At 62.1% G+C, this 21,614-nt stretch carries 13 protein-coding genes; 9 read left to right on the forward strand and 4 right to left on the reverse strand.

The window, feature by feature from the left end; genetic code table 11:
• The first annotated feature begins 17 nt into the window (after window positions 1-17).
• The gene (locus KGB29_RS07695; protein WP_057714950.1) at window positions 18-797 is read left to right on the forward strand and encodes a TSUP family transporter; all 780 of its coding nucleotides are present in this window, start codon (window positions 18-20) and stop codon (window positions 795-797) included.
• Here KGB29_RS07695 and nudC read toward each other — a convergent pair.
• Together nudC and KGB29_RS07705 are read right to left on the reverse strand one after the other, a co-directional pair.
• Window positions 765-1,595 carry an NAD(+) diphosphatase gene (gene nudC, locus KGB29_RS07700; protein WP_057714951.1) on the reverse strand — a complete coding sequence of 277 codons (831 nt, stop codon included), beginning with the start codon at window positions 1,593-1,595 and terminating at the stop codon, window positions 765-767. The genes KGB29_RS07695 and nudC overlap by 33 nt on opposite strands.
• 6 nt (window positions 1,596-1,601) lie before the next feature.
• On the reverse strand, window positions 1,602-2,414 hold the full coding sequence (locus tag KGB29_RS07705) for a crotonase/enoyl-CoA hydratase family protein (protein ID WP_057714952.1): 813 nt from the start codon (window positions 2,412-2,414) through the stop codon (window positions 1,602-1,604).
• A 559-nt stretch (window positions 2,415-2,973) separates the two neighbouring features.
• Here KGB29_RS07705 and glgA point away from each other — a divergent pair.
• From glgA to KGB29_RS07745, 8 genes are all read left to right on the forward strand, one after another.
• On the forward strand, window positions 2,974-4,557 hold the full coding sequence (gene glgA, locus KGB29_RS07710) for a glycogen synthase GlgA (RefSeq protein ID WP_150813232.1): 1,584 nt from the start codon (window positions 2,974-2,976) through the stop codon (window positions 4,555-4,557).
• 12 nt (window positions 4,558-4,569) lie between these two features.
• The gene (gene treZ, locus KGB29_RS07715; RefSeq protein WP_150813233.1) at window positions 4,570-6,366 is read left to right on the forward strand and encodes a malto-oligosyltrehalose trehalohydrolase; all 1,797 of its coding nucleotides are present in this window, start codon (window positions 4,570-4,572) and stop codon (window positions 6,364-6,366) included.
• Window positions 6,363-8,441 (forward strand): 4-alpha-glucanotransferase, encoded by a 2,079-nt coding sequence (gene malQ, locus KGB29_RS07720; protein ID WP_057714955.1) that lies wholly within the window; start codon window positions 6,363-6,365, stop codon window positions 8,439-8,441. The genes treZ and malQ overlap by 4 nt, the downstream gene beginning before the upstream one ends.
• The gene (locus KGB29_RS07725; RefSeq protein ID WP_223616376.1) at window positions 8,438-11,233 is read left to right on the forward strand and encodes a malto-oligosyltrehalose synthase; all 2,796 of its coding nucleotides are present in this window, start codon (window positions 8,438-8,440) and stop codon (window positions 11,231-11,233) included. The genes malQ and KGB29_RS07725 overlap by 4 nt, the downstream gene beginning before the upstream one ends.
• 21 nt (window positions 11,234-11,254) lie before the next feature.
• The gene (locus KGB29_RS07730; RefSeq protein ID WP_150813235.1) at window positions 11,255-11,572 is read left to right on the forward strand and encodes a DUF2934 domain-containing protein; all 318 of its coding nucleotides are present in this window, start codon (window positions 11,255-11,257) and stop codon (window positions 11,570-11,572) included.
• A gap of 229 nt (window positions 11,573-11,801) precedes the next feature.
• The gene (gene glgX, locus KGB29_RS07735) at window positions 11,802-13,964 is read left to right on the forward strand and encodes a glycogen debranching protein GlgX (protein WP_057714958.1); all 2,163 of its coding nucleotides are present in this window, start codon (window positions 11,802-11,804) and stop codon (window positions 13,962-13,964) included.
• 213 nt (window positions 13,965-14,177) lie between these two features.
• Window positions 14,178-14,936, forward strand: a complete 759-nt coding sequence (locus KGB29_RS07740; RefSeq protein WP_150813236.1) for a PIG-L deacetylase family protein — start codon at window positions 14,178-14,180, stop codon at window positions 14,934-14,936.
• A 114-nt stretch (window positions 14,937-15,050) separates the two neighbouring features.
• Window positions 15,051-15,815, forward strand: coding sequence for an endonuclease/exonuclease/phosphatase family protein (locus KGB29_RS07745; protein ID WP_150813237.1), 765 nt, complete (start codon window positions 15,051-15,053; stop codon window positions 15,813-15,815).
• 144 nt (window positions 15,816-15,959) lie between these two features.
• Here KGB29_RS07745 and glgB read toward each other — a convergent pair whose 3' ends face one another.
• Complete coding sequence (gene glgB, locus KGB29_RS07750) at window positions 15,960-18,191, reverse strand: 1,4-alpha-glucan branching protein GlgB (protein WP_150813238.1); 2,232 nt, start codon at window positions 18,189-18,191, stop codon at window positions 15,960-15,962.
• Window positions 18,192-18,193: 2 nt separating this feature from the next.
• Window positions 18,194-21,535, reverse strand: coding sequence for a maltose alpha-D-glucosyltransferase (gene treS, locus KGB29_RS07755; RefSeq protein ID WP_150813239.1), 3,342 nt, complete (start codon window positions 21,533-21,535; stop codon window positions 18,194-18,196).
• Between the last annotated feature and the right edge of the window lie 79 nt (window positions 21,536-21,614).

Genomic DNA, 21,614 nt, shown 5'->3' on the forward strand with positions numbered 1-21,614 from the left:
CCGAATAAGCCGATCCCATGCCTTTCGAACTCAGCGTTGACCTCTCCACCCTGGCCATCCTGGCCTTAGTCGCTTTTGTTGCCGGTTTCATCGACGCCATTGCCGGTGGCGGTGGGCTGTTGACCACCCCGGCCTTGTTGACCGCCGGCCTGCCGCCGCATCTGGTGCTGGGCACCAACAAACTCAGCTCGACCTTCGGCTCGGCCATCGCCAGCTTCACCTTCTACCGCCGCAAGCTGTTCCACCCCGCGCAATGGATTCATGCCATCGTCGGCACCCTGGTCGGTGCGCTGACCGGTGCCGTGGTCGCGCATTACCTGCCGGCGGAATGGCTGAACAAGATGCTGCCGGTGATCGTCTTCGCTTGCGGTGTCTATCTATTGTTTGGCGGCACGCCAAAAGCGCCACTGGACAGCGAGGCACCGATCAAGAAAAAGTGGCAGTCGACCCAAGGCTTCAGCCTCGGTTTCTATGACGGTGTGGCGGGTCCCGGCACGGGCGCGTTCTGGACCGTGAGCAGCCTGCTGCTCTACCCCATCGATCTGGTGAAAGCCAGCGGTGTGGCACGCAGCATGAACTTCGTCAGCAACGCGGCGGCGCTGTCGATCTTCATCTTTTCCGGTCAGGTGGACTGGATCATCGGCCTGTGCATGGGCTTGTCGTTGATGGTCGGCGCCTTCTTCGGCGCCCGCACCGCCATCAGCGGCGGCGCGAAATTCATTCGTCCGGTGTTCATCACCGTGGTGCTGGGCCTGACCGTTCGCCTAGCCTGGCAGCACTGGTTCAGCGTGGCCTAAGCGCCGCGCCACGTAGACGTCGATCAGGTAACGGGCAATCGAGCGTGACGCCGGCAACGGCGGCAGCTCGTGCACGTTGAACCACTGGGCGTCCTCGATCTCGTCTTCCTGACAGACGATCTCGCCACCGGCATATTCGGCGTGAAAGCCGAGCATCATCGAGTGCGGGAACGGCCAGCACTGGCTGCCCATGTACTGGATGTTCCTGACCTCGATGCTCACCTCTTCGCGAACTTCGCGAATCAGGCAGTCCTCGGCCGATTCGCCCGGCTCGGCAAACCCGGCCAGGGTGCTGTAGACACCGCTGACAAAACGCGGTGAGCGCGCCAACAGCACTTCATCGCCTCGGGTCACCAGTACGATCATGCTCGGCGAAATCCGTGGGTAGCTGCGCAGATCGCACGGCTGACAATACATCGCCCGCTCGCGTGGCACCTGGGTCATGGCCTGACCGCAGTTACCGCAATAGCGGTGTTCACGGGCCCAGGTGCCGATCTGTGCGGCGTAACCGAGCACCTTGTAGAGCGTGTGATCGCCTTCGAGCATGAACGCCCGCAGGCCTTTCCAGTTGCAACCCGACACTTCGCTGTGACTGCGCAACTCCAGCAGATAGACCGGCTCGCCATCGAGATGACCGATGCCATGCTCGGCAAGAATCGACAGGTCCTGGCGCTTGAGCCATTCGCGAGCGAACAGTGCGCCGTTGTCATCGAACAGAAAGCCTTCGGGGCTGCGCGCGATGGCCCAGCCGCCGGGTTGATCGGTGTCCAGTACTGCGGTGGTCCAGCGAGGAATCATGGTTAATCAATCCAGAAATTCGGGTTTCTGTTTGCTCATATGGGCGGCCATGGCCACGCGCAGATCGGTGGATTGCAGCATGGCGGCGTTCCAGGTGGCGATGTATTCGAGGCCGTCATCGATGCGATGGTCGCGCATGTAGCTGATCATTTCCTTGGTGCCGGTGACGGCGATCGGCGACTTGCTGGCGATTGCGTAGGCAATGCCCATGACGCCGTCGAGCAGGCTGGCGTTGTCGCTGTAGACGCGATTGACCAAGCCCATGCCTCGCGCTTCATCGGCGCCGAAGGTGCGACCAGTGTAAGCCAGTTCGCGCAGCATGCCGTCACCGATGATCCGCGGCAAGCGTTGCAGTGTGCCAACGTCGGCGGCCATGCCGATGTCGATTTCCTTGATCGAAAACTGTGCGTCCTCGGCGGCATAACGCATGTCGCACGCGGCAATCAGGTCGATGGCGCCCCCCAGGCAGTAACCCTGAATGGCCGCAAGCACCGGTTTGCGGCAGTTATCGACTGCATTGAAGGACGCTTGCAGGGTGAGGATCTTGCGCCGCAACAGGCGCGCATTGCGTCCGACGTCCTTGCCCAGCTCATTGGCCACGCCGGCCAGCATCATCAGGTCGATCCCCGAGGAGAAATGCTTGCCTGCCCCGCTGAGGACCACCACGCGCACTTCATCGGTGTCGTCGATCCACTGGAAGATCTCGACGATCTCGCTCCAGAACGCCGCGTTCATCGAGTTGATCTTCTCCGGGCGGTTGATCTGTACGTGGGCGATTTTATCGACCAGCTCGACGTTGAACGCGCTGTATTGAGACATGCCAATGATCCTTTTGCGGGCAAAAATGAGGCCCGAACTATAACAAGGCATCAAGGTGGGCAGTAAGGCAGCGGTTCGGCCAAATGCGGGACTCAAACCAGCGCACCAGAACAGTGCACTCCTGATAAATCACGTCGCACATTTGTGTGACTGCCCAGTGACTTTTTGAGGCCAAAACGCAAAAAAACCTGCACTTCGTCGGGGCGTTTGCACCTCTATCAGGCACGTTCGTACCGCTACAAACCGATTGTCGAACAATTTTGCCATCTGGCCTTTACCGCTCTAAGTTCTGGCCTAGACTCATTTTCTTGAGGCGAAACCGGTCGGTCACAAAGTGGAAAAATAGTCGAAACTTTTTCCAATCCCGATCGGTCCTCTGACAAGAAGGTGCGTTGCGACTGGTGCAATCCTTGCAATGGCTCATTCACCCCTTTTGCTTCGACGCATTGGGCAGCGCTTGCTCACTGATGCGTAGCGCGATTGCGCCCGGCCACAGCAATTGGCCATGAAACACCGTTTGCCAGACCTAAGAATTAGATCAACAACACGGGAGATTCATATGATCAGTACGGCTTTGGAAATACAGGGAGAGCGTGCTCATCAGGTCGGCGAATCGAGCGCCGTAACTGCCGCAAACACCCAACCCGTCGGCGTTCCTGGCACCAGGACGCTGACTCCGGCAGCCAACCAGAATCCGAACCGTAAAAAAGTGTTGTTCGTCACCTCGGAAATTGCCGACCTGGTGAAGACCGGTGGCCTGGGCGACGTTTCTGCAGCGCTGCCACGGGCCATGGCCCATCTGCACGATGTGCGGGTACTGATCCCGGGTTACCCGCAGGTGCTGAACAGCGAAAATCCGATCCATATCATTGGCGAGCTTGGCGGTCATGCTGCGCTGCCACCGTGCAAGATCGGGCGCATGGACATGCCCGACGGTCTGGTCATTTACGTACTGATTTGCCCCGAACTCTACGAGCGCGAAGGTTCGCCCTACGGCGCCAACAACGGCCGCGACTGGCCGGACAACCATATCCGTTTCGCCCGTCTGGGCCTGGCGGCGGCCGATATTGCCGCCAACCTCGCGCAGATCCATTGGTGCCCGGACCTGGTGCACGCCCACGACTGGCCGGCCGGCCTGGCCCCGGCCTACATGCACTGGCGTGGGCAGCGCACGCCGACGCTGTTCACCATTCACAACCTGGCCTATCAAGGCGTGACCAGCCTGGGCTCGTGCCCCGAACTGGGCATACCCCATCACGCGCTGCAACAGGAAGGCATGGAGTTCTACGGCAAGATGTCGTTCCTCAAGGCCGGCATGGCCTATTCGAGCCACATCACCACCGTCAGCGCGACCTACGCCCAGGAAATCACCACCCCGGATTTCGGCTGCGGCCTGGACGGTTTCCTCGCCGCCAAGACCCAGCAAGGCCTGCTCAGCGGGATTCCCAACGGCATCGATGAAAGCTGGGATGCGGCGACCGATCCGCACCTGTTCTGCCCGTTCAGCATCGGCGACTGGGATGGCAAGGCGGTGAACGCCGCCCATGTCCGCGAGCTGTTCGGTCTGGAAGATTCCCAAGGGCCGCTGTTCGCCGTGGTTTCACGCCTGGTCTACCAGAAAGGCCTGGACCTGACCGAAGCGGTATCCGAGTACATCGTCAAATCCGGCGGCCAGATCGCGATCATCGGCCGTGGCGAGCCGGAAGAGGAACAGTCGATGCGCGAACTGGCCCTGCGCTTCCCCGGGCAGATCGGCGTACGCATCGGCTTCAACGAAACCGACGCCCGGCGCATGTTCGCCGGCAGCGACTTCCTGCTGATGCCTTCGCGTTACGAGCCATGCGGCCTGAGCCAGATGTACGCCCAGCGCTTCGGTTCGTTGCCGGTGGCGCGCAACACCGGTGGCCTGGCCGACACCATCGAAAACGGCGTGACCGGGTTCCTGTTCGATGAATCCACGGTGCAGAGCTACCAGGAAGCCCTGAGCCGCGCGTTCAAGGTGTTCGCCTTTCCCGACCTGCTGCACGCCATGCGCTGCCGGGCCATGGCGGCGCCGTTCAACTGGTGCAAGGCGGTCGAACCCTACGCCGAGCTCTACGAACAGCTTGTGGCTAAGGCATTGGGGAAATCGCACAAACAGTAAGAGGCTTTCAAGATGCCGTTACGGACCCTTGAGACCTGGCCCCACGGCGCAATCATGCTGGACGCAGAGCACACGCGATTCGCGTTGTGGGCGCCAGATGCGTTCTACGTCAGTGTCGAACTGGAAAATGGACAGTCCTTGCCGTTGCTGCCCCAGGCCGACGGCTGGTTCGTGAGCAACATCCGATGCGCGGCGGGCACGCGTTACCGCTACAGCATCGACGGCGAACTGGAAGTGCCCGACCCGGCCTCCCGCGCTCAGGCCGGCGATATCGACCGGCACAGTGTGGTGGTCGATCCGCTGGTCTATGCCTGGCAACACAGTGCCTGGCAGGGACGGCCATGGAACGAAGCGGTGATCTACGAACTGCATGTCGGTGCGCTCGGCGGCTTCAGTGCCGTCGAGCAGCATCTGGCGCGGCTGGTCGAACTGGGTGTCACCGCGATCGAACTGATGCCCGTCGCGCAGTTTCCCGGTGAGCGCAATTGGGGTTATGACGGCGTCCTGCCCTACGCGCCCCAGGCGTCATACGGCTCCCCCGAGCAGCTCAAGCACTTGATCGACACCGCCCACGGCCACGGCCTGGCGGTGATTCTCGACGTGGTCTACAACCACTTCGGCCCGGATGGCAATTACCTGCATCGTTATGCCAAGGGCTTTTTTCGCGAAGACAAACACACGCCGTGGGGCGCGGCCATCGACTTGCGCCGCCGCGAAGTACGGGACTTCTTCATCGAAAACGCCTTGATGTGGCTGCTGGAATACCGTTTCGACGGTTTGCGCCTGGACGCGGTGCACGCTATCGAAGACCCGGATTTCCTCCAGGAACTGGCACGACGGGTGCGCCAGCAGACGGGCCCGACGCGGCATGTGTGGCTGATGGTGGAGAACGAACACAACCAGGCCAGCCTGCTCGAACAGGGTTACGACGCGCAGTGGAACGATGACGGCCACAACGCCCTGCATGTGTTGCTGACCGGGGAAACCGACGCCTATTACGCCGATTACGCGCAAAACCCCACCGAGCAACTGGCGCGCTGCCTGAGCCAGGGTTTCGTGTTCCAGGGCCATCTCAACCGCCATGGTGTGGCGCGGGGTGAACCCAGCGGGCATCTGCCGCCCAGTGCATTCATTCTGTTTTTGCAGAACCATGACCAGATCGGCAACCGGGCCTTCGGCGAGCGCCTGCATCAACTCGCCCACCCGCAAGCGCTGCGGGCCGCCACGGTGCTGCTGCTGTTGTCGCCGATGATTCCGCTGCTGTTCATGGGCGACGAATTTGCGGTCGAGCAACCCTTCCTGTTTTTCACCAGCCATCATGGTGAATTGGCCAGGCAGGTTCGCGACGGCCGGCGCAGCGAGTTCGCGGCGCTCAGCGCCTTTGCCGACCCGATCCTGCGCGAACACATTCCGGACCCGAATGATCCGCAGACGTTTGCAGCGTCCCGCCCGGTCCTGCCATCGACCGGCCATTGCGAGACGCACGACCTGTATTGCCGCCTGTTGCAGATCCGTCACCGGCACATCATCCCGCGCCTGCCGGGCGCCCAGGCACTGGGAACCGATGTGCTGGGCGAAGGCGCGGTCAGTGCATCCTGGCGCTTGGGCGATGGCAGCCAGCTGCGCATTGACCTGAACCTCAGCGCCAGGCCTGTAGTCCATACCTCACAGACCGATGCCATGCGCTTGTTCGAATACCCGCCACAGAACCCCGACCTGCCGGCTACAAACACTCTTGCCCCGTATTGCGCGCTCGTCAGCCTCGCCGCCGCAGTCCCCTTTGCTACCTCGTTTGGAGAGCGTCCATGAGTGATGCGCAACTGGAAATCCTGGCCAGCCGTGCCGGCCTCGCCGTCGACTGGATCGACGCCAACGGCCGCCCGCAAAAAGTCGCGCCGTCCGTGTTGCGCAACGTGCTGGCCGGCCTGGGCCACCCGGCCGGCAGTGCCCAGGAAATCGACGCCAGCCTGCTGGAACTGCAAGAGGCGCAACAGACCCATCACTTGCCGCCATTGATCACCGCCGATGCGGGGATGGGCCTGGACCTGGCGCGCTTTTTCGAGCCCGGGACCCCTTGCGAAATCCACCTGGAGGACGGTTCGCGGCTCAACCTGAAACTGGACGCCAACGCGGTGCTGCCGGGGCTGGTACCGGTCGGCTATCAACAGATCAGCATGGACGGACAAACCTTCACTCTCGCCGTGGCCCCGGCCCGTTGCTACAGCGTGGCCGATGCCGTGGACAACCCGATCCCCCGAGCCTGGGGCCTGAGCGTGCAGTTGTATGGCCTGCGCCGCCCCGGCGACGGCGGGTTTGGTGACACCCAGGCGCTGGAGGACCTCGCCCGGGTAGCCGGCGAGCGTGGTGCCGAGGCGCTGGCGATCAGCCCGCTGCATGCGATGTTTTCCAGTGACACCCAACGCTACAGCCCGTATTCGCCGTCCAGCCGTTTGTTTCTCAACAGCCTTTACTGCGCCCCCGGCACCATTCTCGGCGAACGCGCGCTGCGTACCGCCATCGATGCAACCGGGCTGGCCATTGAACTCAAGGCGCTGGAAGAGCGTCCGCTGATTGACTGGCCGGCCGCCGCCGAAGCCAAGCATCGGCTGTTGCAGTCGCTGTACGAAGGTTTCGTCCAGGGTGAACACCCCTTGCACGAAGACTTCAGCAGCTTTCGTCACGCCGCTGGCGAAGCGCTGGAAAACCACTGCCGCTTCGAAGCCATCCAGGAGGCGCGCGCCGCCCGGGGTGAACACCTCGACTGGCGGCAGTGGCCCGAACCCTGGCGCAACCCGCGCAGCGCCGAACTGGCGGCATTCGCCGAAGAGAATGCCGGGCGCATCGGCTTCTTCGCCTTCTGCCAGTGGCTGATCACGCGCTGCCTGGAGCGCGCGCAAACCGCCGCCCGCGCCAGCGGCATGAGTATCGGCCTGATCGCCGACCTGGCCGTTGGCGCCGATGGCGGCGGCAGTCAGGCCTGGAGCCGCCAGGACGAACTGCTCGCGTCCCTCACCGTCGGCGCGCCACCGGATATTCTCAACCGCACCGGCCAGGGCTGGGGGATTTCCGCGTTCTCCCCTGAAGGCCTGGTGCGCAATGGTTTCCGGGCCTTCATCGAAATGTTGCGGGCCAACTTCGCCCACTGCGGCGGCTTGCGCATTGATCACGTCATGGGCTTGCAGCGTCTATGGGTAATCCCCAACGGATCGCCGCCAGCCGACGGCGCTTACCTGTATTACCCCGTGGACGATCTGCTGCGTTTGCTGACCCTGGAATCCCATCGTCACCAGGCCATCGTCCTCGGCGAAGACCTCGGCACCGTGCCGGACGGCCTGCGGGAAAAACTCATCGCCCGTTCGATGCTGGGCATGCGGGTATTGCTGTTCGAACAGGACAACACGCACTTCAAGCCGATCCTCGACTGGCCCGACAACGCCCTGGCCACCACCAGCACCCATGACCTGCCGACCCTCAACGGTTGGTGGCATGGTCGCGATATCGACTGGAATGCCCGGCTCGGCATGGTCGATGCCAGCGGTGAAATCGAATGGCGCCAGCACCGCGAACGCGAGCGCGAAGGCCTGCGCCGGGCGTTGAGCCAGGACCCGCAGAACTTTCGCGAAGAGTCCCACGAAACCGACCAGGTGCTCGATGCCAGCGTGCGCTTCCTCGGTCATACCCGGGCACCCTTGGTGCTGCTGCCCCTGGAAGATGCCCTTGGCGTCGAACAGCAGGCCAACCTGCCCGGCACCACCGACACCCACCCCAACTGGTCGCGGCGCTTGCCCGGTTACAGCGAAGCCCTGCTCGACGGAGCGGATGCCGCGCGACGTCTGGAATTGCTCGCCTGCGCGCGGCTCCAGGCGGCCGAGCGTGATCGATGACCCAGGTGCCGACCCGACCACTGCGCGCCACCTTGCGCCTGCAATTTCACAAAGGCTTCACGCTCGAAGATGCGGTGCCACTGGTGCCGTATTTCGCCCGCCTCGGCATCAGCCATGTCTACGCCTCCCCGTTGTTGCGCGCCCGCGCCGGGTCGATGCATGGCTACGACGTGGTGGATCCGACCAGGGTCAATCCGGAACTGGGCGGTGAGGCGGCGCTGAACAGCCTGGTCAGCGCCCTGCATGGGCACAACATGGGGTTGATCCTCGACGTTGTCTCCAACCATATGGCGGTCGGCGGCAACGATAATCCCTGGTGGCTGGATTTGCTGGAGTGGGGACGCCTGAGTCCTTACGGAGAGTTTTTCGATATCCAGTGGCACTCATCCGACCCGTTGATGGAAGGCCAGTTGCTCCTGCCGTTTCTGGGCAGCGACTACGGCGTCGCGTTGCAGGACGGCACCCTGCCCCTGCGATTCGATGCCTGGCACGGCACCTTCCATGTCGAGCACTACGAACACCGCTTTCCCATTTGCCCCAGCGATTACGGGGAACTGCTCAGGACCGATGCACCGCTCGATACGCAACAGGCCGAACAACTGAAAAACCTGGCCGATCGCTTCAGCACCCTGAGCTACCAGACCGACGCCCACAGCCTGGCCCTGCCATTGAAAGCAGAACTTCGCGATCTGGTCAGCGATCCGGCCATTGCCCAAGCCATTGAGCAGCACCTGAACAACTACGTCTCACTGACCGGCGAAGGCTTCCAGCGCCTGCACAACCTGCTGGAACGCCAGAGCTATCGCCTTGCCAGCTGGCGCACCGCCGCCGATGACATCAACTGGCGGCGCTTCTTCGATATCAATGAGTTGGGCGGACTGCGCGTCGAGCGTCCCGCCGTGTTCGAAGCCACCCACGCGAAGATCTTCCAACTGGTGGCTCAAGGGCTGATCGACGGGTTGCGCATCGACCACATCGACGGCCTCGCCGACCCGCGGGGCTACTGCCGAAAACTGCGCCGCCGGGTCGACAGCCTGTCAGCGGGCCGCCACCTGCCCATCTATGTGGAAAAGATCCTCGGCGAAGGGGAAACCCTGCATCGCGCCTGGTCGGTGGACGGCACCACCGGCTACGAATTCATGAACCAGTTGTCACTGTTGCAACAGGATCCACGGGGCGCGCAGACACTGGCCGAACTCTGGCACCGTCACAGCGAGCGGCCCGCCGACTTCTGCCAGGAAGCACAACTGGCCCGTCAGCAAATCCTCGGTGGTTCCCTGGCCGGGGATTTTGAAAGCGTCGCCCAGGCCCTGCTGCAAGTGGCCCGGGACAACCTCATGACCCGCGACCTGACCCTGGGCGCCATTCGCCGGGCCTTGCAGGCGCTGATCGTGCATTTCCCGGTGTACCGCACCTACATAGGCCCCCTTGGCCGTTCGGCCCGGGACGAGGCGTTTTTCCGCCAGGCCATGGACGGTGCCCGCGAAATCCTGGGCGAAGCGGACTGGCCGGTGCTCGACTGCCTGGCCGGCTGGCTCGGCGGTGAACCCTGGCGTTCGCGCCCGGCCGGGCGTGAACGCAAGCGTCTGAAGCACGCCTGCGTACGTTTCCAGCAACTGACCTCGCCGGCGGCGGCGAAATCGGTGGAAGACACCGCGCTCTATCGATCGGCCGTTCTGCTCTCGCGCAATGACGTTGGCTTCAACACCGAACAGTTCAGCGCACCGGCCGCCGACTTTCATCAGGCCTGCATCGAGCGCCTCGACACCTTCCCGGACAATCTGCTGGCCAGCGCCACCCACGACCACAAGCGCGGCGAAGATTCACGGGCGCGGCTGGCGGTACTGAGCGAGCGCAGCGCCTGGTACGCCGACCAGATCGGCCTGTGGCGCGCCCTCGCCCGGCCCTTGCGCAACGACGATCAAATGCCGTCGTCGGGCGATGAAATGATTCTGTACCAGACGATTCTCGGCAGTTGGCCGCTGGAGTTGGGGATCGATCATCCGCCGTCCCTCGAGGACTACGCAAAACGTATCTGGCAGTGGCAACGCAAGGCCCTGCGTGAAGCCAAACTGCAAAGCAGCTGGAGCGCGCCCAATGACCCTTACGAGCAAGCGACAGAGGACTTCATCCAGCGCCTGTTGCTCAGCCCCGAAGGTGAGCTGTTGCGTACGGCCCTGGCCAAGGCTGCTCGTTCGATTGCCGCCCCCGGCGCACTCAATGGTTTGGCGCAAACCTTGCTGCGCATGACCGTGCCCGGCGTGCCGGATTTGTATCAGGGCAACGATTTCTGGGACTTCAGCCTGGTCGACCCGGACAACCGTCGTCCCGTGGATTACGCCAGCCGCCAGCAGGCGTTGCAGCAAGCGGTGGATCTGCCGGACTTGTTGCAGAACTGGCGTGACGGGCGCATCAAGCAAACCTTGATTGCGCGCACCCTGAGCCTGCGCGCCGAGCATGCCGAGCTATTTCGGCGTGGCACCTACCAGGCCCTGGAAGTGGTGGGCAGCGAGGCCCATCGAGTGCTGGGATTTATCCGTGAACGGGAGGGGAAACGCGCCATTGTGATTGTGCCGATACATTGTGCCGATCTGCTGGAAAACGGTGCCGAACCACAGGTCCACGCGCCGCGGTGGGGCGAAACCCGGGTCAGACTGCCCTTCGCCGTCCCTGACGAACATCTGCAGGGACTTTTTTCCGGCATCACAGTCACAAAACACAGGGAGCTGTTGATCCGCGCCGCGCTGGGGGATTTCCCGGTCAATCTCATTATTCAAACTACCCACACTTGAGTTCAGTTCAGGAGCATTGCGATGAGTACCGACGAAAAACGCATCCGCGAATTTGCCTATCAGATCTGGGAATCCGAAGGAAAACCCGAAGGCCAGGAAGCCCGCCACTGGGAGATGGCGTGCAAACTGGCGGAAGCCGAAGCCCTGGCCCCGAAAAAACCGGCCAAGGCTGCCCCGAAAACCCCGGTCAGCAAAACGGCCAATGGCAAGGCTGGCGATGCCAAGGTCGCCGCGCCAAAAACCAAGGCCAAACCGGCGGCGGCTTCGAAGGTAATCCCACCGGGGGAAAAGGCCGTCGCGAAAAAACCCCGGGCTGCGCGAAAACCGCCAGCGGTTTGAATATGTCTTGAGGCCCCTTCGCGGGCAAGTCGGACCGCCGCACCGCCGCTCCCACAGTGTTTGAAGGTATGGCTGCAATCTGTGGCAACTCACAATACCTGTGGGAGCGGGCTTGCCCGCGAAGAGACCATCACTTCCAGCATTGATGTTGCCTGACACACCGTTTTCGTCGGAGCGCCGCCCGGAGCAAGCTCGCTCCTACAGGTAACCCCCGTTTACAGGAGTACCTATGACCAGTCCGAAGAAAGCCGCCGCGCCAGCCCCTCGTGCCGAAACCACACGAATCCGCGAAGGCCTGCCCTTTCCGCTGGGTGCCACCTGGGATGGACTGGGAGTCAACTTCGCCCTGTTTTCCGCCCACGCCACCAAGGTTGAACTGTGCCTGTTCGACGACGCCGGCGAAGTGGAACTCGAACGCATCGAACTGCCCGAATACACCGACGAGATTTACCACGGCTACCTGCCCGACGCCCATCCGGGGTTGGTTTATGGCTATCGCGTCTACGGTCCGTACGACCCGGCCAACGGCCATCGCTTCAACCCCAACAAACTGCTGATCGACCCCTACGCCAAACAACTGGTGGGCAAGTTGAAATGGTCCGAAGCGCTGTTCGGCTACACCATCGGCCACCCCGACGCCGACCTCAGCTTCGATGAGCGGGACAGTGCGCCCTTCGTGCCCAAATGCAAGGTCATCGACCCGGCGCACACCTGGGGCCACGATCATCGTGTCAGCGTGCCGTGGGACAGGACGATCATCTATGAAACCCATGTGCGCGGCTTCAGCATGCGTCACCCTGCCGTCCCCGAAAATCTGCGCGGCACCTTTGCCGGGTTGATGGTCGATGAAGTGGTCGAGCACATCCGCAAACTCGGTGTGTCGACCGTGGAGCTGCTGCCGATCCATGCGTTCGTCAACGACCAGCATTTGCTGCACAAGGGCATGACCAACTATTGGGGCTACAACAGCATCGCATTCTTCGCCCCCGACCCGCGGTACCTGGCCAGTGGCAAGATTGCCGAATTCAAGGAAATGGTCGCGCACCTGCACGAAGCCAATCTGGAGGTGATCCTCGACGTGGTCTACAACCACACCGCCGAGGGCAACGAACAAGGCCCGACCCTGTCCATGCGCGGCATCGACAATGCGTCCTACTACCGCCTGATGCCCGATGACAAACGCTTCTATATCAACGATTCCGGCACCGGCAACACCCTGGACCTGAGCCACCCGTGCGTGCTGCAAATGGTCACCGACTCCCTGCGCTACTGGGCCACGGAAATGCACGTGGACGGCTTTCGCTTCGACCTCGCAACCATCCTTGGGCGCTATCACGACGGTTTCGACGAGCGCCACAGTTTCCTGGTGGCCTGCCGCCAGGACCCGGTGCTGCGTCAGGTCAAACTGATCGCCGAGTCGTGGGACTGCGGCCCCGGCGGTTATCAGGTCGGCAATTTTCCGCCGGGCTGGGTCGAGTGGAACGACAAGTTCCGCGACACCGTGCGCGCCTTCTGGAAAGGCGACGACGGGCAACTGGCGGACTTTGCCAACCGCCTGACCGCTTCGGGCGAAATGTTCAACCAACGTGGTCGGCGGCCTTACTCATCGGTCAATTTCGTCACCGCCCACGACGGTTTCACCCTCAATGACCTGGTGTCCTACAACGACAAGCACAACGAAGCCAACGACGAAAACAATCAAGACGGCAGCAACAACAACCTGTCCTGGAACCACGGCGTCGAAGGCCCCACCGACGATCCCGAGATCAACGCGCTGCGCCATCGGCAGATGCGCAATTTCTTCGCCACCCTGCTGCTGGCCCAAGGCACGCCAATGCTGGTGGCCGGCGACGAGTTCGCCCGCACCCAGGACGGCAACAACAATGCGTACTGCCAGGACAGCGAGACCGGCTGGGTCAACTGGGACCTCAGCGACGACGGCAAGGCCCTGCTCAAGTTCGTCAAACGCCTGATCAAATTGCGCCTGACCTACCCGGTCCTGCGGCGCGGGCGTTTCCTGGTGGGCAATTACAACGAGGATATCGGCGTCAAGGATGTGACCTGGCTGGCGCCGGACGGTACGGAAATGACCACCGAGCATTGGCACGATGCGCACAATCGATGCCTGGGCATGCTGCTCGATGGCCGCGCCCAGGAAACCGGCATTCGCCGCAAAGGCGTCGACGCGACATTGATGCTGGTGGTCAACGCACATCACGACATCGTCAATTTCCGGCTGCCTGAAGTGCCTGACGGCGGTTTCTGGACATGCATGATCGACACCAACCAACCGTCGATCCGCGGCCAGGAGCGCTTTGAGTTTGGCCACGAGTACTCGGTCACCGGCCGTTCGTTGCTGCTGTTCGAATTGCAGCATGAGGAAGAAGAGTAAAAGAGACGCCAGGTATTCATGGCCGTAACACCGCAGGGCGGAAATATCATTGCGGATAACTTCACGACGCGACGAATAGCGTTACATGAGCAATACTCGATTCGCGGCAATCCAGGGTTTGGCTTGTCGCGCCGCTATCCACCAGCCCTCACGGGTCTGCCGGGCTTGTCCCGTGCACGACTGAAGGCGACGCAGAACAAGGACGTATCCACCATGAAACCCGTTTCCCTGAGCGAAGTCAGCCTGCCCTCACAGATCTGGAACAGCGCCCCGCAACTGGACAGCATTCCGGTCATCAACACCCAATCCCTGGTACCCACCGGCGCACGCGCGGTGCTCATTGCCCCGCACCCCGGCGATGAAGTCGTGACCTGCGGCGGCCTGCTGCAATTGCTCAGTAACCTGGGCCACCCGCTGCAATTGATCTCGATCACCGACGGCAGCGCCAGCCATCCGGGGTCACAGCAGTGGTCGGAAAAACGCCTCAGCGTATTTCGTCCCCAGGAAAGCGTGGAAGCCATACGTCGACTCGGGTTGCCAATGCACAGCCTGAAGTGGATTCGTGGCGGGTTTACCGATAACGCGCTGGCGGAGCAGGAAGATCAGATCGCCCGATTCATCACGCGCTACCTGCGCCCAGGTGATGTGGTGTTCAGCACCTGGCGCCAGGACGGCAATGTCGACCACGACACGGTTGGCCGCGCGAGCGCCAGGGCGGCGGCCAATATCGGGGCCACCTACAACGACGTACCGTTCTGGGCCTGGCACTGGCCGGCACGGGACCGGGAGCTGATTCCCTGGCACCGTGCCCGCAAGGTGCGCCTCGATACCTGGACCGTCGCCCGCAAGAGTCACGCCACCCACGCCTACGCCAGCCAACTGGACGGCGAACCGGCCATCGGCCTCGCGCCGTTGCTGCCCCGGCCGCTGCTGGAGCGTATCCGTTTGCCTTATGAAATTGTGCTGGTTTGAAAACGCAGCCCATTGGACTGAACTGCCTGCTATCGCATCAGTCGCATACATAAGCAGCCCTGAGTCAGAGGAGTGCATGTGGCCAGTCATTCAAAACCGCAGGTAACCGAATCAATGCCATTGAACACGCCCCCGGCGATTCATCGGCTTCGCGTGCTGACGGTCAACACCCATAAGGGTTTTACCGCACTCAACCGGCGCTTCATCCTTCCTGAATTGCGTGAAGCGGTGCGCAGTACGTCGGCAGACCTGGTGTTCCTGCAAGAAGTCGTCGGCGAGCACGACCGCCACTCCTCCCGCTACAACGATTGGCCACAAACCTCGCAATATGAATTCCTCGCCGACAGCATGTGGAGCGACTTCGCCTATGGGCGCAATGCCGTCTATCCCGACGGTCACCATGGCAATGCCCTGCTGTCGAAATATCCGATCCGCGAGTATCGAAACCTGGATGTTTCCATTACCGGCCCGGAACGCCGTGGCTTGCTGCACTGCGTGCTGGACGTACCGGGTCATCGCGAAGTGCATGCGATCTGCGTTCACCTCAGCCTGCTGGAAAGCCATCGTCAGCTGCAGTTGCAGTTGCTCTGTCAGCTCCTCGAGTCCCTGCCGGATGATGCGCCGGTGATCATTGCCGGCGACTTCAACGACTGGCAGATGCAGGGCAATGCCACCCTTGTCCGCCGCGATTACTTGCACGAAGCCTTCGAACGCCACCTGGGTCGTCCTGCCAAAACCTACCCCGCGCGGTTTCCCTTGCTGCGCCTGGACCGTGTCTACCTGCGCAACGCCAGCAGCCATGAGCCGCAAATACTGGGAAACAAGCCGTGGACGCACCTGTCTGACCATTTGCCGCTGGCGGTGGAAGTGCATCTCTGAATCACGGCCATTCATTGCCGGGTGTCGGCGTCGATAGCACCGGCCCCTTCGCGAGCAGGCTCGCTCCCACATTGGATTGGCGTCGTACTCAAAACCAGTGTGGGAGCGGGCTTGCTCGCGAATTGCAGCACCGCCGACTTCGGGTCAGCCCTGCGGCCTTAACATCAACACCGCCAACGGCGGCAAATTCAGCACCAACGACAACGCCTGGCCATGGCTCGGCGTTTCCTCGGCCACCGCCCCGCCACTGTTGCCGTAGTTGGAACCGGCATAGATGGACGAGTCGCTGTTGAGCACCTCGTTCCACTGCCCGGCAAACGGCACCCCGACGCGATAAGCCTCGCGTGGCACTGGCGTGAAGTTGGCCACCACCAACACCGGTTCGCCGTCCTTGCTCCAGCGCAACCACGCATAAACGCTGTTGATCGCGTCATCGCCGATCAGCCATTGGAAACCCTGCGGCACGTCGTCCTGCTCATGCAGCGCCGGCTCTTCGCGGTACAAGCGGTTGAGGTCGGCCACCAGTTTCTGCACCCCCTGGTGCTCGGGGTATTGCAACAGGTACCAGTCCAGTTGCTGGTCATGGTTCCACTCGCGCCACTGGCCGAACTCGCAGCCCATGAACAGCAGTTTCTTGCCCGGATGCGCCCACATGAAACTCAGGTAGGCCCGCAGGTTGGCGAATTTCTGCCAGCGGTCGCCGGGCATCTTGTCGATCAGCGAGTGTTTGCCGTGCACCACTTCATCGTGGGAGATCGGCAGGATGAAGCGCTCGGACCACGCATACACCAGGCCGAAACTCAGTTCGTTGTGGTGATGGGCGCGGTACACCGGGTCCTGCTGGATGTAATGCAGCGAGTCGTGCATCCAGCCCATGTTCCATTTGTAGGCAAAGCCCAGGCCGCCCTGTTGCGTGCCCTGGCTTACACCGGGCCATGCGGTGGATTCCTCGGCGATCACCAGCGCACCGGGCGCTTCGAGGGCCACCACGTCATTGAGGTGACGCAGGAAGTCGATGGCTTCCAGGTTCTCCCGCCCGCCATGGCGGTTCGGCACCCACTCGCCGGCCTTGCGCGAGTAGTCGCGGTAGAGCATCGACGCCACCGCATCGACCCGCAGGCCGTCGACGTGGAAATGCTTGAGCCAGTGCAGCGCCGACGCCAGCATGTAACCATGCACTTCGGTGCGACCCAGGTTGTAGATCAGCGTGTCCCAGTCCTGATGGAAACCTTCCTGCGGGTTGCCGTACTCGTACAGCGCCGTGCCGTCGAACTGGGCCAGGCCGTGGGTATCGGTGGGGAAATGCGCCGGCACCCAATCGAGAATCACCCCGAGTTCGGCCTGGTGGCAGGCGTTGATGAACGCGGCGAACTCGTCCGGCGTGCCATACCGCGCACTCGGCGCGAATTGCGACAACAACTGATAACCCCACGAGCCGCCGAATGGGTGCTCCATGATCGGCATCAGTTCGATGTGGGTGAAACCGAGGTCTTTGACATAGGGAATCAGCCGCTCGGTCAACTCGGGCCAGGTGTACTGGCGGGCCACTTCGCCCAGATCGTCCAGCTCGCATTGCCACGAGCCGGCGTGCAATTCGTAGATCGACAACGGCGCCGTCACCCGCTGGCGGTCGCCCCGGGACATCATCCAGTCCTGATCCTGCCAGTCGATGTTCAAGGGTGAAGCGACTTTCGAGGCGGTGTCCGGTGGCAGGCTGGTGGCCAACGCCACGGGATCGGCCTTCAACGGCAGGATGCCGTGGGCGCCGAGAATCTCGTATTTGTAGGTGTCCCCGGCTTGCAGGCGCGGGATGAACAATTCCCAGACGCCTGTGGGGTGACGCAGGCGCATCGGGTGCCGGCGCCCGTCCCAGACGTTGAAATCACCGACCACCGACACCCGCCGGGCATTCGGCGCCCACACGGCGAAACGCACGCCGTCGATGCCGTCCACGGTTGTCAGTTGCGCGCCCAGGCACCCGCTGAGGTCGCGGTGATTGCCTTCGGCAAACAGATACAAATCCATTTCGCCCAACAACGGACCGAAGCTGTAAGGATCTTCTGCCGTTTGCTCGCCGCCGGCCCAACGGGTGCGCAGCAGATACGCTTGCGCACGTTCGAAATGCCCGACAAACAATCCCGGCGTCTCCGTGGCTTCAAGTTGGCCGAGCTCTTGTCCGGTATCCCTGGCCAGCACCTGCACACTCAAGGCACCCGGCAGATACGCGCGAATGAATTGCCCGCCAGCGCCATCAGCGTGGGGGCCAAGAATCGCAAAAGGATCGATATGCTCGGCGCGCACCAATGCGTCGATATCCCGCGCCCTGGGCAGCAGCGCTTCTTTGTGATGACCCTGTTCCTTGTTCGAGACACTCATGACTACTCTCCATCAAGATCGGAAAAGGGTTTAAGCCCACTCAATAATCCATATAAACCGTGCAACGGCACGGGCAACCAGGCGGGGCGATTTTCCGCCTCATAAGCCACTTCATACGCCGCCTTCTCCAGACCGAACAACGCCAGCGCGGCATCCTCGCCTTCGGGATCTTGCCATGCATGGGCAAGACTAGCTGCCGCCAGCCGATAAGCGTCGACAAATGCTTGCCGCGCCTCGCTCAAGTAGCGATCGGTGACCCGCAAGCGCGCGGCATCGGCCGCTGCGGTGTTATCGACGCTCTGCACGTTGATCGCCATCGCCGCCGCATAGTCGAAGGACCGCAGCACGCCGCTGACATCCTTGTACGGGCTGTGTTTGCCCCGTCGTTCATGCAATGGCCGGGCCGGTTCGCCTTCGAAGTCGATCAGGTAGGCATCGCCCTTGATCACCAGCACCTGCCCCAGGTGCAGGTCGCCGTGCACACGAATGCGCAAGCCGCCCGCGGTCTTTTTACCCAACGCCTGTACATGGCCGAGGATGGCTTTCTTGTTGTCCAGTAAACGGCCGACCAGGGTCTGGTCCGCCGGGTCAAGTTGATTTTTATGCTGCTTGAGCAAGTTCAGCGCGCGCTCGATTTGCGCCGCGACATCCTTGGCCGAGGCCAGTGCTTCCTTCTGCGTAGTGACCTGGGGCAAGAAGTCCGGGTTGGCACTCGGCGCCGCCAGCACCTGGTGCATTTCCCCCAGACGCTGACCAAGCATAGCGGCGAAATCTTTCAGTTCGCCGAGCGCGTTGTAATGCTGTTCCTGCTCGGACACGGCGTCGGCCAGTTCATCACGAAGCGCCCGTTCGAGGTTGTTCTGGGTCCATTCCCAGGCGTCGCCCTGATTGCTCAGGTAGCCTTGGGCGATCATCAGCAAGTTATCTTCACCCGCCCCGTCCCGGCGCACCACGGCCCCCAGCAATGGCGAAATATTGCTGAACCCGGCTTGCGTCAGGTACGCGCTCATTTCCAGCTCAGGGTGCACGCCGCAGGCGACCTTGCGGATCAGCTTCAGCACCAGGCTGTTGCCGATCACCACCGAGCTGTTGGACTGTTCGGCGGACAGGTAACGCACCGGCGACTCGGCATTGAGGCCGAGCTTTTCCAGTTCGGCGGTGGACTCGAAGCGAATGTCGCCATCGCTGGATGCCAATACGGTGCCGGCCTGAATGCCCTGCAATACGGCATGCACAAAGGTGTCCAGGCTGAAGGCGTCGGTGATCAGGCCGACCTGGCGCCCACGCCGTACCCGCGACAATGCCAATTGCTGCGGCAAGGGAGTACCGACCTGATCTTCCGAGATAAAACCGAACGGCAACTGGTAGCGGCTGCTCTGGCCACCGCTGGTGACATTGATCTCGCTGAACAGCACCGGGTGCTGCGGATCGCCGAATCGCACGCCATAGGCCAGTTCGACCTGTTCGATGGCGGCGTCCTTACCCGCAAACCAGCGGCGGTTCTGCAACCAGTTGGGCAGGATGCTTTGCTCCAGCGTGGTGCGTGACGGTGCTTCGAGCAGTTCCTCCATGCGTTTTTTCAGCACCAGCGTGGTGAAGTCCGGCAGGCTCTGTGCAGGCTCCACGTGCCAGCTTGGCATCTGGTTTTCCGCGGCGAGGCCGAACCAGTAGAAGCCGTAAGGCGCCAGCGTCAGGAGGAAGTTCAGCTGGCCGATGGGGGGGAATGCGTTACCCCCGAGCATCTCCACCGGCACCATGCCGACGTAGGCCGACAGATCCAGCTCGGCGGCCTGGGCGCTGCGCGACACGTTGGCCACGCACAGAATGACTTCGTGCTTGCCGTCCGCCCCGGTGTATTCACGGGTGTAGGCCAGAATCCGCCGGTTGCTCGGCGACAGCATCTTCAACGTACCGCGCCCGAAGGCCTTGGATTGCTTGCGCACGGCGAGCATGCGCCGGGTCCAGTTCAATAGCGAATGCGGGTCGCCAGCCTGGGTTTCGACGTTGACCGACAGATAGCCATATTGCGGATCCATGATCGGCGGCAGCACCAGGCTTGCCGGGTCGGCGCGGGAGAAACCGCCGTTGCGGTCGATGGACCATTGCATGGGCGTGCGCACACCGTCGCGGTCGCCGAGGTAGATGTTGTCGCCCATGCCGATCTCATCGCCGTAATACAGGGTCGGCGTGCCAGGCATGGACAGCAGCAGGCTGTTGAGCAGCTCGACCCGACGGCGGTCGCGTTCCATCAGCGGCGCCAGGCGGCGGCGAATCCCCAGGTTGATCCGGGCGCGACGGTCGGCGGCGTAATAATTCCACAGGTAGTCGCGTTCCTTGTCGGTGACCATCTCCAGGGTCAGCTCATCGTGGTTGCGCAGGAAGATCGCCCATTGGCAGTTGGCGGGTATATCCGGGGTCTGGCGCAGAATGTCGGTAATCGGGAAACGATCTTCCTGGGCCAGCGCCATATACATGCGCGGCATCAACGGGAAGTGGAAGGCCATGTGGCATTCATCGCCGTTCAGGCCTTTCTTGTCGGTGTCGCCGAAGTACAACTGAGTATCCTCCGGCCACTGATTGGCCTCGGCCAGCAACATGCGGTCGGGGTAGTTGGCGTCGATTTCCGCACGGATCTTTTTCAGGACGTCGTGGGTTTCCGGCAAGTTCTCATTGTTGGTGCCATCGCGCTCGATCAGGTAGGGAATCGCGTCCAGGCGCAAGCCGTCGATGCCCATGTCGAGCCAGTAACGCATCACCGACAGCACCGCTTTCATGACTTGCGGGTTATCGAAGTTCAGGTCCGGTTGGTGGGAGTAGAAACGGTGCCAGAAGTATTGGCCGGCGACCGGGTCCCAGGTCCAGTTGGACTTCTCTGTATCGAGAAAGATGATGCGGGTGCCATCGTATTTTTGATCGTCATCGGACCACACATAGAAGTCCCGCGCCGCCGATCCGGGTTTGGCCTTGCGCGCCCGCTGGAACCACGGGTGCTGGTCGGAGGTGTGGTTGATGACCAGTTCGGTGATCACCCGCAGGCCGCGTTTGTGCGCCTCGGCAATGAAACGCCTGGCATCGGCCATGGTGCCGTAGTCGCTGTGTACGCCCCGGTATTCGGCGATGTCGTAGCCGTCATCGCGCCGTGGCGAGGGATAGAACGGCAACAGCCAGATGGTGTTGACGCCCAGGTCGGCGATGTAATCGAGCTTGGCGATGAGGCCGGGAAAGTCGCCAATCCCGTCGTTGTTGGAGTCGAAATACGATTTGACGTGGACTTGATAGATCACCGCGTCCTTGTACCAGAGCGGGTCCTTGATGAATGTGGCTGCCTTGGGTTTCTTCGCCATGTGCAACTCCTGGTGAATTCGAAAGTTCCGCCGGGCTGGTCACTCGAGTCAAACGCAATGAGGTCTACGTGGGAGCGAG

It is taken from the genome of Pseudomonas sp. BF-B-30, from assembly GCF_019956305.1.
In the GTDB taxonomy this organism is placed as follows: Bacteria; Pseudomonadota; Gammaproteobacteria; order Pseudomonadales; family Pseudomonadaceae; genus Aquipseudomonas; species Aquipseudomonas jessenii.

Bases quoted from the DNA above. Each gene is read 5' to 3' on its own strand.
- KGB29_RS07730 (WP_150813235.1), top strand. From the start codon at position 11,255: ATGAGTACCGACGAAAAACGCATCCGCGAATTTGCCTATCAGATCTGG.
- glgA (WP_150813232.1), top strand. From the start codon at position 2,974: ATGATCAGTACGGCTTTGGAAATACAGGGAGAGCGTGCTCATCAGGTC.
- treS (WP_150813239.1), bottom strand. From the start codon at position 21,535: ATGGCGAAGAAACCCAAGGCAGCCACATTCATCAAGGACCCGCTCTGG.
- glgX (WP_057714958.1), top strand. From the start codon at position 11,802: ATGACCAGTCCGAAGAAAGCCGCCGCGCCAGCCCCTCGTGCCGAAACC.
- KGB29_RS07745 (WP_150813237.1), top strand. From the start codon at position 15,051: ATGCCATTGAACACGCCCCCGGCGATTCATCGGCTTCGCGTGCTGACG.
- nudC (WP_057714951.1), bottom strand. From the start codon at position 1,595: ATGATTCCTCGCTGGACCACCGCAGTACTGGACACCGATCAACCCGGC.
- glgB (WP_150813238.1), bottom strand. From the start codon at position 18,191: ATGAGTGTCTCGAACAAGGAACAGGGTCATCACAAAGAAGCGCTGCTG.
- KGB29_RS07740 (WP_150813236.1), top strand. From the start codon at position 14,178: ATGAAACCCGTTTCCCTGAGCGAAGTCAGCCTGCCCTCACAGATCTGG.
- KGB29_RS07695 (WP_057714950.1), top strand. From the start codon at position 18: ATGCCTTTCGAACTCAGCGTTGACCTCTCCACCCTGGCCATCCTGGCC.
- treZ (WP_150813233.1), top strand. From the start codon at position 4,570: ATGCCGTTACGGACCCTTGAGACCTGGCCCCACGGCGCAATCATGCTG.
- KGB29_RS07705 (WP_057714952.1), bottom strand. From the start codon at position 2,414: ATGTCTCAATACAGCGCGTTCAACGTCGAGCTGGTCGATAAAATCGCC.
- KGB29_RS07725 (WP_223616376.1), top strand. From the start codon at position 8,438: ATGACCCAGGTGCCGACCCGACCACTGCGCGCCACCTTGCGCCTGCAA.
- malQ (WP_057714955.1), top strand. From the start codon at position 6,363: ATGAGTGATGCGCAACTGGAAATCCTGGCCAGCCGTGCCGGCCTCGCC.